Genomic DNA, 15,459 nt, shown 5'->3' with positions numbered 1-15,459 from the left:
TACATTCGCATTTAGTCGCTTGTCTTTCTTAATCAAATCAGTCAGTGATTATGAAGCATTTGTTTCTGAGTTTTATGATCGAAACAAAACTCAATTAGAAGACGTTGTTCAATTCCGTCACTGGAAGATTGATCAACTTAACCTTTCATACGAAAAATTTGGAACACTTTATCAAGAAAACAAGAAAAAGGCTCTCGAAACATTGTTCCAAGAGCCAGTTCATAATAGGTATTTAGAAAATATTGATAAAAACATTTTAACTGGGGTTTATACTTTACGTCAATTATTTGATTATGTGAAAGAGTATCATGAATGTATTTGGCTCTCTGTCAATTGTGGTGGTGTAAATATTTCCAATACTCTCTCTTTGGAAGGAATGTAGGTTAACCTACATTCCTTCTGACAAGTTGACGCCACAATATCTTTTTTCGTAATCGCTCAAAGCTTTTTATTCCATAAGACATTCGTTTGATTACCTTGGTTGTATTATTTACACCTTCAATATATCCGTTGTTAAATGGATACATGAAGGATTGTAAAATCTCTTGTTTCCACCTATTAAATGTTTGAACGACTTTTTTAAATGCTTCGTTTCCAGATTCCTCAACTCTCGTCATCCATGCTTCTAAACCTGTTTTGGCATCTTCCATTGTACTTGTTTTAAACCAGACATCTAGTTCATTCTTTAACTCATAGGCTTCCCTCAAGTCCGAATCAAGTGCCAAGAGTTCTTCTACTCGCTCTTTCTCTTTTTGATTGAGCTTAAACGGGGATTTCCATAAAAGCTCTTTATTTCTTTTCATTCGAATACGTTGTTCTTTATATAATTTATGTTGCACTTCTCGTCTTACTTGATCAAATGCCCAATAAGCTTGTCTCATAAAGTGAAATCGATCCGCAATAATAAGAGGATTCCCTAATTGTCTTTGAACAGCTTTCTTAAATGACTTGGATAAATCCATCACCACGATCTGTACATTCCCTGTATCACATTGTTTTAAATAGGTTTCAATCGTTTTTACACGTCGGTCTGGCAGAACATCCAAAACTTCTCGATTTTCTACATCGACAATAATCGTTTGATATTTTTCTCCTCCATGCACTCTGGTCACTCAGAGTGCATTTTTATTTACGTAAAATCTCTTAATTACCAATTCTTCTAATTCTGTAAATCTTTTCTTTTTTAGAAAAGTTTGATAAACTTATGCATTAGTCAGTGAATAATGAAGTATTCGGAGGATTCAACGATGAGAGTTTTTCTCGATTTAATGTGGTTTTTTAAACAAGAAAAAAAGGCATATTTAACGGGTATATTTCTTTTATGTCTTGTCGCTATTTTAGAACTTGTTCCACCGAAAATCATTGGCATGGTCGTAGATTCCATAAAAGAAGGTACATTAACGTTCAAGCAGCTTTTGCAATGGATGGGCATACTTGCGACAGTTGCTTTATGTATGTATGGACTCCGCTATTTTTGGCGAATGATGATCTTCGGTTCAGCGGTAAAATTATCAAAATTGCTCCGTAATCGTTTATATCATCACTTCACTTCGCTAAGTCCATCTTTTTATCAAAGGCGCCGTATCGGTGACTTGATGGCCCATGCGACGAATGATTTACAAGCCATTCAACAAACGGCAGGCGTAGGGGTTTTAACGCTTGTCGACTCGTTAGCGACAGGAGGCTTTGTCATTATCGCCATGGCAACGACCATAAGTTGGAAATTAACTTTGATCAGCTTAATCCCTATGCCTATTATGGCCTTATTAACTAATTATTATGGTACTTTATTACATAAGCGGTTTCACCTGGCCCAGGAGGCTTTTTCCTCTTTAAATGATAAAACACAAGAAAGTATTGCAGGCATTAAAGTCATTAAAACATTTGGTCAAGAAAAAGAAGATATTGAAGCGTTCCGGAAACAATCGGATGATGTGGTTCAAAAAAATATGTCAGTAGCTCGTATTGATTCTTTATTTGATCCGACCATTTCTATTATTGTTGGATTTTCTTTTTTCTTAGCCATTGTATTTGGTGCCCGTTTCGTTCTTCAAGGAGAGTTAACCATTGGGCAACTTGTTTCCTTTACGACCTACTTAGGTCTTCTCATTTGGCCGATGCTTGCTTTTGGCTGGTTATTTAATATTGTGGAACGGGGAAGAGCTTCGTACGACCGTGTCTCTAGCTTATTACAAGAACAACCAGACGTTCAAGACACGCAAAAAGCGATTGATAAGGTTCCGGCAGGGGACATTGAATATCGCTTAACGTCGTTTACCTACCCCAATGATACACAACCCGTCTTGAAAAATATTTATTTTACGTTAAAAAGAGGGGAAACGTTAGGGATTGTTGGAAAAACAGGATCCGGCAAAACGTCTCTAATTAAAGCGTTATTAAGAGAGTTTCCAGGAATGAAAGGAGATATTTTAATTGGCGGTTATTCTATTACGGAATACCAACTAGATGCCTTACGTGAGGCAATCGGATATGTCCCACAAGATCATTTTTTATTTTCGGCATCCATTCGCGACAATATCGCCTTTGCACGTCCACAAGCTAGTCAGAAAGAAATTGAAGAAGCGGCTCGGCTCGCCCATATACATGATGATATTGAGCAGTTTCCGGAAGGATATGATACGGTTGTTGGGGAGCGTGGAGTTTCTTTATCTGGAGGCCAAAAACAACGAATCTCCATTGCCCGAGCCTTGCTAATCAACCCAGAAGTGTTAATATTGGATGACGCGTTATCCGCCGTTGATGCGAAAACGGAAGAGCAAATATTACGTTCCTTAAAAGAAAATCGAGTCGGGAAAACGACCATTATTACCGCGCACCGATTAAGTGCTATTCAGCATGCGAATTTAATAGTAGTTCTTGAAAATGGAATAATCATACAAAAAGGAACGCATGACCAATTAATGAAGGAAGAGGGATGGTATAAAGAGATGTATGTCCGTCAACAGCTGGAAGAACTCGTTGAACATGGAGGGTAAAGGATGGAAAAAGGAACAGTAATGTCGGCGAAAGAACAAAGGAACGTTTTTATTCGTTTAATGAAGTATACCAAACCCCATTGGAAACCGATTGTATTTGCTTTTTTCTTATTAGCTTTATCAACCACAGGGGAAGTTCTTGGTCCGATTCTTGTTAAAATTTTTATCGATGATTACTTAACACCGCAATATTTTCCACAAGGGGCACTTGTGACATTAGCGGTAAGCTATTTAGGAATTCATTTTTTAAAAGTCATTATTTCCTATTTTCAATTGTTAAAATTTCAAGAGATTGCGTTAAAAATTATTCAGCAGCTTCGTATAGATGTGTTTACAAAAGTACAATCACTTGGTATGCGCTATTTCGATAAGACCCCTGCTGGGAGTATCGTTTCTCGTGTCACAAACGATACGGAAGCGATCAAAGAGATGTTTGTCGAAGTGTTAGTGACGTTTATCCAAAGTAGCTTTTTCTTAATCGGTGTGTTCATTGCTATGTTTAGTTTAAATGTGAAATTAGCGCTTTTTTGCACAGCTATTTTACCAATTATTTTCCTTATTATGCGGACATATCGGAAATATAGTTCGACCTTTTATACGGATTTACGCGAACGGTTAAGTCAATTAAATGCAAAGTTAAATGAATCATTACAAGGAATGGCGATCATTCAAGTGTTTCGCCAACAACGCCGTTTACGTGAAGAGTTTGGTGCGATTAATGAAAAACATTATGAAGCGGGCATGCGAAACATTAAATTAGATGGGCTACTGCTTCGTCCAGCGGTGGATGTCGTATATGTTTTTTCTCTAATTCTTATTTTAAGTTATTTCGGTATTACTTCGTTGAATAGTCCAATTGAAATTGGTGTCTTATATGCCTTTGTCAACTATTTAGATCGATTTTTTGAACCCGTCAACCAAATGATGATGAGGCTTTCTATGTTTCAACAAGCGATTGTCGCTTCCTCGCGTGTATTTAAATTGTTAGACGAAAAAGAAATGGAACCAGCGCAACAAGAGCAGCCAATTGAGATTAAACAAGGTGAAATCGAGTTTCGAAATGTTACATTTAGTTATGATGGGAAACGAAATGTATTAAAAAACATCTCTTTTACAGCAAAACCAGGTGAAACAGTTGCCTTAGTTGGTCATACGGGAAGTGGAAAAAGTTCCATCATTAACTTGCTTATGCGCTTTTATGAATTTGAAGAAGGCGATATTTTGATTGATGGACGCTCTATAAAAGCGTATCCGAAAGAAGAGCTACGAAAGAAAATGGGGCTGGTTTTACAAGATCCGTTCCTATTTTTTGGGACCATTAAAGATAATATTCGGCTATATAATGAATCACTTTCCGATGAAGAGGTGACCCAAGCGGCCAAATTTGTGCAAGCCCATCCGTTTATCGAACATTTACCAAATCAATACGACCATCAAGTGGTGGAGAGAGGTTCAACTTTCTCTAGTGGTCAACGTCAGCTGATTGCGTTTGCACGAACGATTGCGACCAATCCAAAAATTTTAGTATTAGATGAAGCAACTGCGAATATTGACACTGAGACAGAAGAGGCCATCGGAATTGCGCTAGAAAAAATGAGAAAAGGACGAACAACGATAGCGATTGCTCATCGGTTATCTACGATTCAAGATGCAGATCAAATTATAGTATTACATCAAGGGGAAATTGTAGAACGCGGAAATCATCAAGAACTACTCGCTATACGAGGGTTGTACTACAAAATGTATCTTCTTCAAAATGGGTTAACGGAGAGTATGGAAAATATCGTTTCTTAATAAATGAGAGCCGGCTCCTAAACGGAACCAGCTCTTTTTTGTTATGGTTCTGTTAAACGATACTGTTGATATTCTTACATTTCGCTTGTGGCAGACGCTTTCCGCGGGCAAGCCGCCCTTCGCTTCGTGTAAAATAACTTGCTAAAAATCAACAATGACATATAACATCGCCTTTGTTATAAATATGGTCCCAAGGATATCCCTCTAGGACAATGTACGGAATAAAGTGAATGGCATAAGTTAGAAATGGAAGAATCATAATTGAAAGGAGAATATGCTCGATGTTTCCATTTCCTGTAGAAGATTCTCGTAATTGGTATTGGGGTAATCCTCATCATCCTTACCATCATTATGATTACCATTACGGACATCCGTTTCATCACCACCAACATCATGATCTTCATCATTATGGATGCCATCATTACCCTTATGAACATCATTATTATCCACATACGCACCATGATGTTCATCAAGAGTATCATTATCATTACCCAATGCATGGGTACGGACAACAACCAACAGGTTTTTAATGGTAATCACCTAATTAAGAATAGAGCAGGGCGTTATAGAGCGAATACAATTATGGATTGCATTTACAGAAATAATAGACGAAAGTCCTATTCGTGGACTTTCGTCTTTACGATTTAATAACGTTTTTTATACTGGCGCATTTCCTTAGATATTGCTTTCCAACGGCGTTTTGAGTTGTGTTGAAGCCTTTCATTTTCTTTCCGAGCCACGTACGCTAACTCTTTTTGCAATTTACGATAGCTTTCTAGACGGTGAGGCGATAAGGAACCTTTTTCGATTGCGTTTCGCACAGCACATTTCGGTTCTGTATTGTGTTGGCAATCGTTAAAATGACAGTATTGTGCTAGTTGAATGATATCTTCAAAAGTTTCATCTAATCCTTCGTTGCTTTCCCATAATGATAATTCCCGCATGCCAGGAGTATCAATTACACAGGCACCCTCTGGAAGATGAAATAGTACCCTGTGTGTGGTTGTATGACGTCCTTTATTATCATTTTGTCTTACTTCTTGAACCGCTTGATATTCTTCTTTTAGCCAATAATTCATAAGGGTTGATTTTCCAACACCTGAAGAACCGACAAGAGCAATCGTTTTTCCTACTTGTAAGTATGCTGATAATTCATCCAATCCTGTTCCTTCGTAACAAGATATTGGATGAACAGGAACTCCTAAAGCTACTGAATGAACTTTTTCCACGTACGTTTCAACATTTGAACATAAGTCAGCCTTCGTTAAAATGATAACCGGATTGGCTCCGCTTTCCCACGCAAGTACTAAATACCGTTCTAAACGCCGCACGTTAAAGTCATTCGTTAGCGCCATGACAAGAAAGATGGTATCAATATTAGCGGCAATGACCTGTCCAGTTGTTTCCTCTCCAGCTACCTTTCGGATAAACTGGCTACGCCGGGGAAGGATTCCTTGAATGAATCCCTTTTTTTCTTTCGGTAATGCTTGAACAATGACCCAATCGCCAACGGCCGGGAATTCATGCCGCTCGCTTGTCATGTATCGAAACTTTCCGGAAAGCTCACATAAATATTCTCCATCGTTTGTTTGTACACGGTACATCCGTTTATGCTCAATGGTTACGCGGCCTGGAATAAATCCTTTTTCTTCCCAAGGAAGAAATTCTTGGTGCCACGTTGTATTCCATCCAAATTGTTCAATAGTCAATCCATATTCCTCCTCTATGATTGATTGGCATCATAGAGGAATCGAAACCTATGAGCGATGTCCTCCTATGATGCGCATAATTAGAAAATAATAGGGTTGTTTGTTCATAACGGCCATATGCATCGCTCCTTTCGATTCGAAAATATACATACATATTATCAATGAAAAATACTGGAAGCAATAGGCGAAGAAATAAAAAAAGACCAATGATATTGGACTTTTTTGGTAATTGGTATCAAGGGTCGATTGATGGAGATGGGGCGTGGCGATTAACTAGTTTACAGTTTGGGCTGAAAGCGAACGTTTTTCCTTTTTCAAATATAGGCGATTGTATACGTTTAATAATGTATCAAGTTCTTGACTATATTGGATGGCAATTGGTGATGATAGACCAGACTTTGCCACCACTTCAAATAATTCGTATCTCTTTTTTTCAATTTTTTCTAGTAACTCTTGTTTCGACACGGTCAGCTGTCCTTTCATTGTTTATTTTCAAATACTATGAAAAAACAGAACTAGAAATAATTGTAACAGAATATAGTTCAAGTATATCGAATAATGTTTCCAATTTCAAAGCAAAAATGTTATTACTTGTATGTTTTTTGTAAATATTGTTTGAGAGAAAGGGTGTCACAAAGTATTCACAATGGTTTTCTTTATGGAATCTATTATTATTTGCTAAAATATGAACATAGATTAAATAAAGGAGTGATTGACGTGACAGACGTCAATGTATGGGTAGCCTTAGGTGCAGGCTTTTTAAGTTTTATTTCTCCATGTTGTCTACCCCTTTATCCTGCATTTCTTTCTTACATTACTGGAATGAGTGTAAATGAAATAAAAGTAGAAAACGGGATGTTACAAAAAAGAAGTTTATTACATACCATTTTCTTTTTGATTGGTTTTTCAAGTATTTTTGTTGCTTTAGGTTTTGGGACGTCATTGATCGGAACATTTTTTATCCAATATAAAGACTTAATTCGGCAATTAGGTGCTATATTTATTGTCGTTTTCGGTTTAATCGTTGCTGGAGTATTCAAGCCGAAATTTTTAATGAAAGATTCCCGTATCCAATTTACGAACCGTCCTTCTGGCTATGTAGGATCCATTTTAATTGGTATGGCGTTTGCAGCTGGGTGGACACCTTGTACCGGTCCAATATTACTTTCTGTTATCGCTCTTGCCGCATCAAACCCTGAATCAGGACTATTGTATATGGTAGCTTATACACTTGGTTTTGCGATTCCGTTTTTCGTCATGTCTTTTTTTATTGGAAGATTGAATTGGATTCGTCGGCATAATGTTGCTATCGTCAAAATCGGTGGTTACTTAATGATCATTATGGGTATTATGCTTTATTTTGACTGGATGACGGACATGATCAGTTTATTGTCAGGCCTATTTGGTGACTTTAAAGGCTTTTAATAGGCGATTTTTGTCGGTAAGTTACCCATTGTATAAAAAGTAGGACCTTTGTTATAATTTTTATAAGTAAATACGATGAAAATATTGTTTATATTGGATATTTTTTGTAATAATACCCCTCGAAAGGAGTAGATGGGCCGTTAGCGAACATTTACAAATTTCGAAGGAACATCCATTTTTTTGAGGGGGAGATCAACATTTTTTTGAGGGGGAGATCAACATTTTTTTGAAATTGTTTAGGTTATTGAGGAGGAACATCGGTGGCAAGAGTGTTAGTAGTGGATGATGCGAAATTTATGAGAATGACGCTAACGAATATGTTAAAAAAAGGAAATCATGAAGTTGTTGGCGAAGCAGAAAACGGAAAAGAAGCGATCGAACGGTATCGGGAATTGCAACCAGATGTAGTGACAATGGATATTACCATGCCGATCATGACAGGGATTGAAGCAGTAAAACATATTTTAGAGGAATTTCCACAAGCCAAAATCATTATATGCTCGGCTATGGGGCAACAAAAGATGGTTGTAGAAGCGATTGAAGCAGGCGCGAAAGATTTTATCGTTAAACCATTCGATGAAACACGGGTCATCGAAGCAGTCAATCGAGTAGTCGGATAATAATTTTAGGGGCAAGAATCGTTCTTGTCCCTTTTTTGTTTGAATGTGGTAACATAGAGCGGTGATAGACATTTGTTGATGATTATGTTATATAGTAAAATTGAAAAATGAATAGTGAAACAGTTAGGATGATTACTTATGAACGTATTGATTTCATCGGTTATCGCCATTTTCATGGGATTTCTCATTTTATTTGTTCGAATGAAAGCTTCTAAAAAACCTGTAAATGCGAAAAAAATTATATTGCCACCGCTTTTTATGAGTACTGGGGCTCTCATGTTTCTTCATCCGATGTTTCGAGTAAGTTTTGCCCAAGTGGTAGAGGCACTCGTTGTTGGAATGATTTTTTCGATTTTCTTGATTAAAACATCTAAGTTTGAAATTAAAGATGGTAACATTTATTTAAAACGATCAAAAGCTTTTATATTTATTTTAATTGGATTGCTGATTATTCGAATCATTGCTAAGTTCATTTTGAGCACTTCCATTGATGTAGGAGAACTTAGTGGAATGTTCTGGATTTTAGCATTTGGTATGATTGTCCCATGGCGCATAGCGATGTATATCCAATACATGAAGCTGCAAAAAAAGAATGACTGGATAGTAGCAACCAAAGGATAAGAATAACGTTTGGTTAAGAGTTACCATTCCTTAACCAAACGTTTTTTTGTTTTTTACCTTTAGGAGAGATGAAGTTTATCGATAGAGAAAATGATTATTTTTTTCCATTGTTGGTTGTTGTAGGGTGAATGACTTTGTCAGAAACAGTGCCGCCTGCTTGCTTGACATGGTAGCGGATGGTTTTTCTTGAGTTGTACACATACCCATCCATGGGTATATCATATTTCCTTTTTGCTTTGGTGTGAAAAACAATCGAATGAGGAAGAGGAGAATGATCTTTCACATTATATACTATATCCATATGTTCAACATCCGACCATGGAATCCATGTTCCTTTCCAATCCGTTGTTTTATTCACATACACGCCATCCCTAGATGCATAGTAATAATCGTTAAAACCAATGAACGCAGTGATCAACGCTCCCAAAATAAGTACCGTGGCAGATCCTCTGCGAATGACCTTTGGAAGAAAAGAAAGGCCAATTAGAATAAAACTAATGCCTAGTAATATTTGGGATAGGGCTATGTAAATGTAAGATAACGATGTCGAACCAAAAAGAAAAACGCCATTTGGACGGAACAAAATACTTTTTATTAACCCTGATAGAAAAAGAGACGTGATAACGGAGGAAAGAATGAAAATAACTCCAAGCGCTATAAAAATGGTACGATTTGTGGGCTTTACCACAATGCCCCTCCTTTTTGTAGTTTTTGTCAAAATTTTACTATTGATAGACAAATAATATATTGATTTTTTTAAAAGTTCAAGTTTTAAAACAAAAAAGCTTGGAGAACCAAGCTTTTAGAATAATTGTTCATACGGTGTTATATCAATTTCTAATTCTTTTAATTTTTTACGTAAAAATTTATGATCTCGTTTCGGGGTAGCTAAAATATACCCTCGTATTACTAAATCTAACGTCATTTGATCGGCTTTTTCTTTTAGGGCAAGTTCTCCTATCTTTCCGGCAATTTTTTGGCGGGCAACATCCCGGAATAATTCAGGTACAGGGCTCACTAATTCCTCTAATAAAGCTTTTAGTTCACTTGTCCAAAGATGGCGCGTTTCTTTTATGTAATATTCTTCCCAGTCTAGATCGGACTTACCGTCGGCTTTTGGTAACCGTTTTAAAAATTTACGAAACATAAAATAGCCACCAATCGCAAAAGAACCAACTAAAATAAAAATCCAAATTAATATAAACCATAAAAACCAGCCTTCAAGCATAAAACAACCTCCAAGTATGATGTAGATCAATGATCCGTATGGTCCATTCTCGTTTTCCATTATAGACAATAGGAAAAAAGTGTTGCAAGAATATGTACTTTTTCAAATAAAATGGCTCTGTTAAACGATACTGTCATTACGCTTGTGGCGGACGCTTTCCGCGGGCAAGCCGCAAGCCGCTTCCCTCGCTACGTTCAAGTATGGGTCTTGCTTGGCTTCTTGTCCCCGCTGAAGTCGCCGCCTTTCGCTCCATGTGAATAGCTTGCTAAAAATCAACAATGACATTTAACGTAGCCAAAAAATAAAAACGAGAACAAAAATATATTCAGATAATTTAATAAATTACAACGAATTTAGAAAAACTTTACATTTTCTTTTTGTTTTGCTAATATTCTTATCGATCGCTTCAAAAAATTAGTATGTTTCATTATTGTGAAAAAATTTTTACTTGTGAGGTGGACGAATGATGAAAAAAATATGGGGGGCTACATTAGCGCTTGCCATTGTTCTTGGAGCTTGTTCCAACGACCAAACAGAAGAACAAAGTGCAAATGAACAACCTACAGAAGAAACTGAAACAGTAGATGCGAAGAAGGCCATGATGAATTTCTATATGGAAATGACGAACACGATTAATGAAAACGATACCGCATTAAATACATATCGTGAAGCGATGGAAAAAGAAAGTTCAGAGGAAATGGCACAGTTAAAAGAAGAAGCGTTAACATCAGCCGAAAAGGTTGTTGAAGCATTGCAAAGCGTCACGATTCCAACTGAACTGAATGCTTATGAAGAAACATTAAAAGAATCACTTGAAACAGTAGTTGGATCGTACGAAATGATCAAGGAAGAATTAACAAAGGAAGCACCATCTTTTGAAGCTGCTGACGCAAAATTTATGGAAGCCGATGAAAAAATTGCTAGCGTACTCGAAGAAGTTGGCTTACATAAGTCAAGCCTATACAATGATGTCAATATGTAAAAAAGTTCCAAGCTGACTCGAGAACCTTTGCCGAGTCAGCTTTTTATATATCAATTATTACTTTTAATGGATTCATTAAAGAAATTGTCAAATGAAGGATTCGTGAACAAGAGGGGGACAACATCAACTGGACCATCTTGTAAGTAAAGGTACGTAAGGCCGAATTCCTTGGAAACATATACATCTTCTTGTAAAAGGTAATGATCGTTTTTCCAAAGCGAACCTGTAATGATTTTGTTCCGGACACTAGGATAACCATTCAATGACATCCAAAAGCAAATGAAACTAGTAACAAAGAGACCCATCGCACTAATGAGTAGAATCAGACGTTTGGAGGACCATACGACTAATCCGATTCCGAAACATAGAAAAGAAAGAACAGAGAAGATATAACCTTGCAGGAGTATTCCGAACGCTGTTTCGTTGGTAAATTGGGCAATAAATATTTTCATAGGAATAATCGTGACAAATGGTAAGACGAAACTTGTGACTATTATTAGCAAGCCAAGTTGTGCTCTTAATCTTAACAAATGCCTTTCCAATTGAATTTTCCACCTCCACTATCTACGAATGCCAAATGGAAAGTACATGAATTTAGTTATACATATGATTAGATGTTGAAGTTATGATTCCTACTTGAGTCGCGATTATCTTTTAACTTGTGAACATCTTAGAAGTGAATCAGTCTTAAAGGTAAAAGGTGGGTGTCATTTTGATAATTTTTAATCAGTCTTAGTCTATTTTTGGAGGAATAGGAAAGTAAGTAGCCTATATAAAAGTAAAAGACGTTGCAAACAAAAATGCCCATTCTGTAGAAGGGGATTGTCGAAATTTATCGAAAATTTATTTCATAGAAAGTTCAGAAAATATTGACAATAGTCCATTTTTTTTCTTATGATTCAATTGAAACAGGTCAAAGAAAGGGGAGAGAAGATGAATTCGATTTGGTTGGCAGTCGCAGGTATGCTTGTGTTCACTTTAGGGTACCGGTATTACTCAAAATTTATTGCCGAAAAGATTTATCGGTTAGACCCGAACTATGTCACTCCAGCTCACAAATATAATGATGGAGTGGACTTTGTTCCGACTAGAAAGGTCGTGTTGTGGGGCCACCATTTCACTTCCGTTGCTGGAGCGGCACCAATTGTTGGACCAGCCATTGCGGTTTATTGGGGATGGCTACCGGCCTTTTTATGGGTTATTTTAGGGACTGTTTTTGCGGCTGGAGTTCATGATTTTGGGACGCTCGTGTTATCTGTACGCCATAAAGGGCAATCGGTCGGAACGATTACCAATCGGTTAATTGGTCGCAGTGCCAAAATGATGTTTTTATTTATTATCCTTATTTTGGTTCTCATGGTAAATGCTGTGTTTGCTTGGGTCATTTCGAATTTGTTTATTAAATTTCCGGCAAGTGTGTTGCCAGTGTTTATCGAAATCCCACTGGCGATTTGGATTGGCTATGCGGTATATAAACGAAAAAAAGAAATGCTTATACCATCAATTATCGCTCTAGTTATTATGTATGGAACAGCTGTACTTACAAGTAAAATTCCAGCCCTTCAAATCGACCTAGTGAAATATTTTGGAGGAGCAGAGAATACCGTATTATTTGGATTAGACGGCGTAGCGATGGCCTTTTTTGTCTGGATTGTTATTTTAATGGTGTATAGCTATTTTGCTTCGACATTACCAGTTTGGAAACTATTACAGCCTCGTGATTACATTAATTCCCATCAATTACTTATTGGGCTACTTATTTTATATTTAGGCCTTGTCTTTTTACAACCAAAAGTAACGGCACCAATGACGAATGCGAACGCCGATGTTTCTTGGTTCCCATTACTATTTATTACCATTGCGTGTGGAGCGATTTCAGGATTCCACGGGTTAGTATCATCGGGAACAAGTTCTAAGCAACTCGATAAAGAAACAGATGCTCGCTTCGTTGGGTATTTAGGTGCGGTAGGTGAAGGTTCGTTAGCCCTTATTACCATTATTGCCGTTACGACGGTATTCGCCACCCAAGGTGAATTTTTGGCTGCTTACTCTTCCTTTCAAGCTGCAAGCCAAGGAGGTCTTGGCAATTTTATTAACGGGGCTGCGTTGTTAGCAACAGGTATTTGGATTCCAGCTGATGTCGCACGTACGATCGTTTCCGTGATTGTTGTAAGTTTTGCCGCTACTACGTTAGATACGTCAGTGCGACTTATGCGGTACATTATTTCAGAGATCGGTGCAGAGTACAACTTAAAACCGCTAACAAAAATGCATGTCGCGACATCGGTTGCAGTTTTATCTAGTTTAGCGTTAGTGTTATTACCGAAAGGACCAAATGGTTTCGGTTCAGGTGGTTACTTATTATGGCCATTGTTTGGAACGAGCAACCAACTGCTTGCAGGAGTAAGCTTACTTTTAATTACCATTTGGTTGAAGCGGCTAGGTAGAAACTATTTATTCACCTTTATTCCGATGGTATTCATTTTCTTTATGACTCTGTGGGCAATGGTTCAACAAGTCGTCTATAAATGGTCATTCGTTGGTAATGATCCGAATATGCTGTTATTCGTTCTCGGTGGACTCATCCTGGTATTTGTTTTCTGGATCATTCTTGTGGCAATTGCTGCTTTTGTTAACCGACGCCCTATCGATCCAATTTCCACAGATATGTAATGTTTGAGGAATAGGGAGAGTTACCCTATTCCTTCTTTACACAAAAAAGGGGGTAGGAAAATGTCGATTCCTTTTTTGAAACAATTGAAAAATGCTATCGAAATTTACGATCAAATGTTAAAACAACCTCATCGTGCACAAATTCTAAGAGAAATTCGCGAGGAAGAAGATTTATTTATGCTGCTTTGTGCATCAGAAATGTTAGGGATTCCAAACCCGGCTTTTTATTATACATTAGAATTATATCCGCTGATAATTGAACGCTTCCATGAATGGCATCTTCGGATGGGAATGGAAAAATCACCACTTGATGGAATCCGATGTTGTTAGGGAGGATAAAAGATGAAACGAAAACTGTATTTTATAGGTGGAAAGGGAGGAGTTGGTAAAAGTACGACAGCAGCTGCTCTTGCCTTTACATGTAGTGAACAAGGATTAAAAACGCTCCTTGTTTCAACGGATCCTGCTCACAATGCGGCGGATTTGTTTCATATCAACGAAACGACACATACATATGTACAAGTTTCAAATCATTTATCCATCATAGAGTTAGATGCCGACATAGAAACTGATCAATATATAAGAGAAGTGAAAAAGAATATGAAAGGGCTTGTCAAAGGGACGATGATAGAAGAAGTGTATCGTCAGCTTGACCTTGTGAAAAGCTCTCCAGGTGCTCAAGAAGCGGCCGTATTCGACCGAATGGCCTCTCTAATTGTTGATGAATCGTCATTTGATGTGATTGTGTTTGATACAGCACCGACAGGACATACACTACGTTTACTTATGTTACCAGAATTAATGGGTGCTTGGATCGATGGGTTACTCCAACGTAGAAAAAATATGAAAGAACAATATTCACAATTCTTGTATGACGGTGATGTACCTGACGATCCGATATACGAAGTGTTAATGAATCGACGGCACAAGTTTACAAAAGTTCGAGATATACTTACGGATCAGGAACAAACGGAATTTGTTTTCGTGTTAAATCCTGAACGGCTTCCTATTGAAGAAACGAAACGAGCAATCGAACAGTTACGCGCCTTTCAGATGGACGTTCGTCATCTTGTCATTAACAAAGTATTACCAAATGAAGGATTGGATTCTTTTTGGGAACAACGAAAACAGGTTGAACAAGAATATTTACAAATAATAAAAGAAACGTTTGACAAAGTTCAAATGACGTTTATTCCTCTTTTTCCACATGATATTCGTTCGTTGGAAGATATCCGAAATTTCAGTGCCCAAATGAACCTCTCCCGCCTACACATTGTTTAGAGGTAGGGAGACTTCTCGGTTAACATGTTAAATAATTTCCGTTACAGGACATGTTGTACATAGATAGGGAACACCAATTTCCTTTTTATTTTTTTGTATTCATTGTCATACTCCACTGTTGGTTGCAAAT

Annotated in this window: 17 protein-coding genes; 11 read left to right on the top strand and 6 right to left on the bottom strand. The window is 37.3% G+C overall.

The window, feature by feature from the left end; genetic code table 11:
* Positions 1–19: 19 nt before the first annotated feature.
* Positions 20–382, top strand: a complete 363-nt coding sequence (locus H0Z31_05850) for a hypothetical protein (protein MBO8176967.1) — start codon at positions 20–22, stop codon at positions 380–382.
* Between the two features lies 1 nt (position 383).
* Here the strand turns inward: H0Z31_05850 and H0Z31_05845 are convergent, their stop codons facing one another.
* Complete coding sequence (locus H0Z31_05845; GenBank protein ID MBO8176966.1) at positions 384–1,112, bottom strand: ISL3 family transposase; 729 nt, start codon at positions 1,110–1,112, stop codon at positions 384–386.
* A 135-nt stretch (positions 1,113–1,247) separates the two neighbouring features.
* Between H0Z31_05845 and H0Z31_05840 the strand changes: the two genes are divergently transcribed.
* The 3 genes from H0Z31_05840 to H0Z31_05830 all read left to right on the top strand — a co-directional run bounded on the left by H0Z31_05840 (position 1,248) and on the right by H0Z31_05830 (position 5,320).
* Entirely contained in the window at positions 1,248–2,996 is a 1,749-nt protein-coding gene (locus H0Z31_05840) for an ATP-binding cassette domain-containing protein (protein MBO8176965.1), read from the top strand.
* 3 nt (positions 2,997–2,999) lie between these two features.
* Positions 3,000–4,790 (top strand): ABC transporter ATP-binding protein, encoded by a 1,791-nt coding sequence (locus H0Z31_05835; GenBank protein ID MBO8176964.1) that lies wholly within the window; start codon positions 3,000–3,002, stop codon positions 4,788–4,790.
* Between the two features lie 281 nt (positions 4,791–5,071).
* Positions 5,072–5,320, top strand: coding sequence for a hypothetical protein (locus H0Z31_05830; GenBank protein MBO8176963.1), 249 nt, complete (start codon positions 5,072–5,074; stop codon positions 5,318–5,320).
* Between the two features lie 114 nt (positions 5,321–5,434).
* On the opposite strand, the gene rsgA is transcribed toward H0Z31_05830, so the two are convergent.
* Both rsgA and H0Z31_05820 read right to left on the bottom strand, forming a co-directional pair.
* Entirely contained in the window at positions 5,435–6,394 is a 960-nt protein-coding gene (rsgA, locus tag H0Z31_05825) for a ribosome small subunit-dependent GTPase A (GenBank protein MBO8176962.1), read from the bottom strand.
* Between the two features lie 378 nt (positions 6,395–6,772).
* Positions 6,773–6,964 (bottom strand): aspartyl-phosphate phosphatase Spo0E family protein, encoded by a 192-nt coding sequence (locus H0Z31_05820; GenBank protein MBO8176961.1) that lies wholly within the window; start codon positions 6,962–6,964, stop codon positions 6,773–6,775.
* 252 nt (positions 6,965–7,216) lie between these two features.
* Here H0Z31_05820 and H0Z31_05815 point away from each other — a divergent pair, with 252 nt between their 5' ends.
* From H0Z31_05815 to H0Z31_05805, 3 genes are all read left to right on the top strand, one after another.
* Positions 7,217–7,924, top strand: a complete 708-nt coding sequence (locus tag H0Z31_05815) for a cytochrome c biogenesis protein CcdA (protein ID MBO8176960.1) — start codon at positions 7,217–7,219, stop codon at positions 7,922–7,924.
* A 260-nt stretch (positions 7,925–8,184) separates the two neighbouring features.
* Complete coding sequence (locus H0Z31_05810; protein ID MBO8176959.1) at positions 8,185–8,544, top strand: response regulator; 360 nt, start codon at positions 8,185–8,187, stop codon at positions 8,542–8,544.
* A gap of 138 nt (positions 8,545–8,682) precedes the next feature.
* The gene (locus tag H0Z31_05805) at positions 8,683–9,165 is read left to right on the top strand and encodes a cytochrome c biogenesis protein CcdC (protein MBO8176958.1); all 483 of its coding nucleotides are present in this window, start codon (positions 8,683–8,685) and stop codon (positions 9,163–9,165) included.
* Between the two features lie 94 nt (positions 9,166–9,259).
* Here H0Z31_05805 and H0Z31_05800 read toward each other — a convergent pair whose 3' ends face one another.
* Positions 9,260–9,853: a DUF202 domain-containing protein gene (locus H0Z31_05800; protein MBO8176957.1), complete on the bottom strand. Its 594-nt coding sequence runs from the start codon at positions 9,851–9,853 to the stop codon at positions 9,260–9,262.
* 114 nt (positions 9,854–9,967) lie between these two features.
* Positions 9,968–10,393, bottom strand: a complete 426-nt coding sequence (locus tag H0Z31_05795) for a DUF2621 domain-containing protein (protein MBO8176956.1) — start codon at positions 10,391–10,393, stop codon at positions 9,968–9,970.
* Positions 10,394–10,859: 466 nt separating this feature from the next.
* Between H0Z31_05795 and H0Z31_05790 the strand changes: the two genes are divergently transcribed.
* Positions 10,860–11,375 carry a hypothetical protein gene (locus H0Z31_05790; GenBank protein MBO8176955.1) on the top strand — a complete coding sequence of 172 codons (516 nt, stop codon included), beginning with the start codon at positions 10,860–10,862 and terminating at the stop codon, positions 11,373–11,375.
* Positions 11,376–11,425: 50 nt separating this feature from the next.
* Here H0Z31_05790 and H0Z31_05785 read toward each other — a convergent pair whose 3' ends face one another.
* Positions 11,426–11,917, bottom strand: coding sequence for a hypothetical protein (locus H0Z31_05785; GenBank protein ID MBO8176954.1), 492 nt, complete (start codon positions 11,915–11,917; stop codon positions 11,426–11,428).
* Between the two features lie 391 nt (positions 11,918–12,308).
* Here H0Z31_05785 and H0Z31_05780 point away from each other — a divergent pair, with 391 nt between their 5' ends.
* From H0Z31_05780 to H0Z31_05770, 3 genes are read left to right on the top strand one after another with little or no spacing between them, the layout of a single operon-like run.
* On the top strand, positions 12,309–14,048 hold the full coding sequence (locus H0Z31_05780; protein ID MBO8176953.1) for a carbon starvation protein A: 1,740 nt from the start codon (positions 12,309–12,311) through the stop codon (positions 14,046–14,048).
* A 60-nt stretch (positions 14,049–14,108) separates the two neighbouring features.
* Entirely contained in the window at positions 14,109–14,378 is a 270-nt protein-coding gene (locus tag H0Z31_05775) for a hypothetical protein (GenBank protein MBO8176952.1), read from the top strand.
* Between the two features lie 12 nt (positions 14,379–14,390).
* A complete protein-coding gene (locus tag H0Z31_05770; protein ID MBO8176951.1) occupies positions 14,391–15,329 on the top strand; it encodes an ArsA family ATPase in 939 nt (312 codons plus the stop codon).
* The last annotated feature ends 130 nt before the right edge of the window (positions 15,330–15,459 follow it).

It is taken from the genome of Bacillus sp. (in: firmicutes) (genome assembly GCA_017656295.1).
Classification (GTDB): Bacteria; Bacillota; Bacilli; order Bacillales; family JACDOC01; genus JACDOC01.
This window is presented reverse-complemented; position numbering and strand designations above follow the sequence as displayed.

Bases quoted from the DNA above. Each gene is read 5' to 3' on its own strand.
- H0Z31_05840 (MBO8176965.1), top strand. From the start codon at position 1,248: ATGAGAGTTTTTCTCGATTTAATGTGGTTTTTTAAACAAGAAAAAAAG.
- H0Z31_05835 (MBO8176964.1), top strand. From the start codon at position 3,000: ATGGAAAAAGGAACAGTAATGTCGGCGAAAGAACAAAGGAACGTTTTT.
- H0Z31_05830 (MBO8176963.1), top strand. From the start codon at position 5,072: ATGTTTCCATTTCCTGTAGAAGATTCTCGTAATTGGTATTGGGGTAAT.
- rsgA (MBO8176962.1), bottom strand. From the start codon at position 6,394: ATGTACCGTGTACAAACAAACGATGGAGAATATTTATGTGAGCTTTCC.
- H0Z31_05805 (MBO8176958.1), top strand. From the start codon at position 8,683: ATGAACGTATTGATTTCATCGGTTATCGCCATTTTCATGGGATTTCTC.
- H0Z31_05795 (MBO8176956.1), bottom strand. From the start codon at position 10,393: ATGCTTGAAGGCTGGTTTTTATGGTTTATATTAATTTGGATTTTTATT.
- H0Z31_05790 (MBO8176955.1), top strand. From the start codon at position 10,860: ATGAAAAAAATATGGGGGGCTACATTAGCGCTTGCCATTGTTCTTGGA.
- H0Z31_05780 (MBO8176953.1), top strand. From the start codon at position 12,309: ATGAATTCGATTTGGTTGGCAGTCGCAGGTATGCTTGTGTTCACTTTA.
- H0Z31_05775 (MBO8176952.1), top strand. From the start codon at position 14,109: ATGTCGATTCCTTTTTTGAAACAATTGAAAAATGCTATCGAAATTTAC.
- H0Z31_05770 (MBO8176951.1), top strand. From the start codon at position 14,391: ATGAAACGAAAACTGTATTTTATAGGTGGAAAGGGAGGAGTTGGTAAA.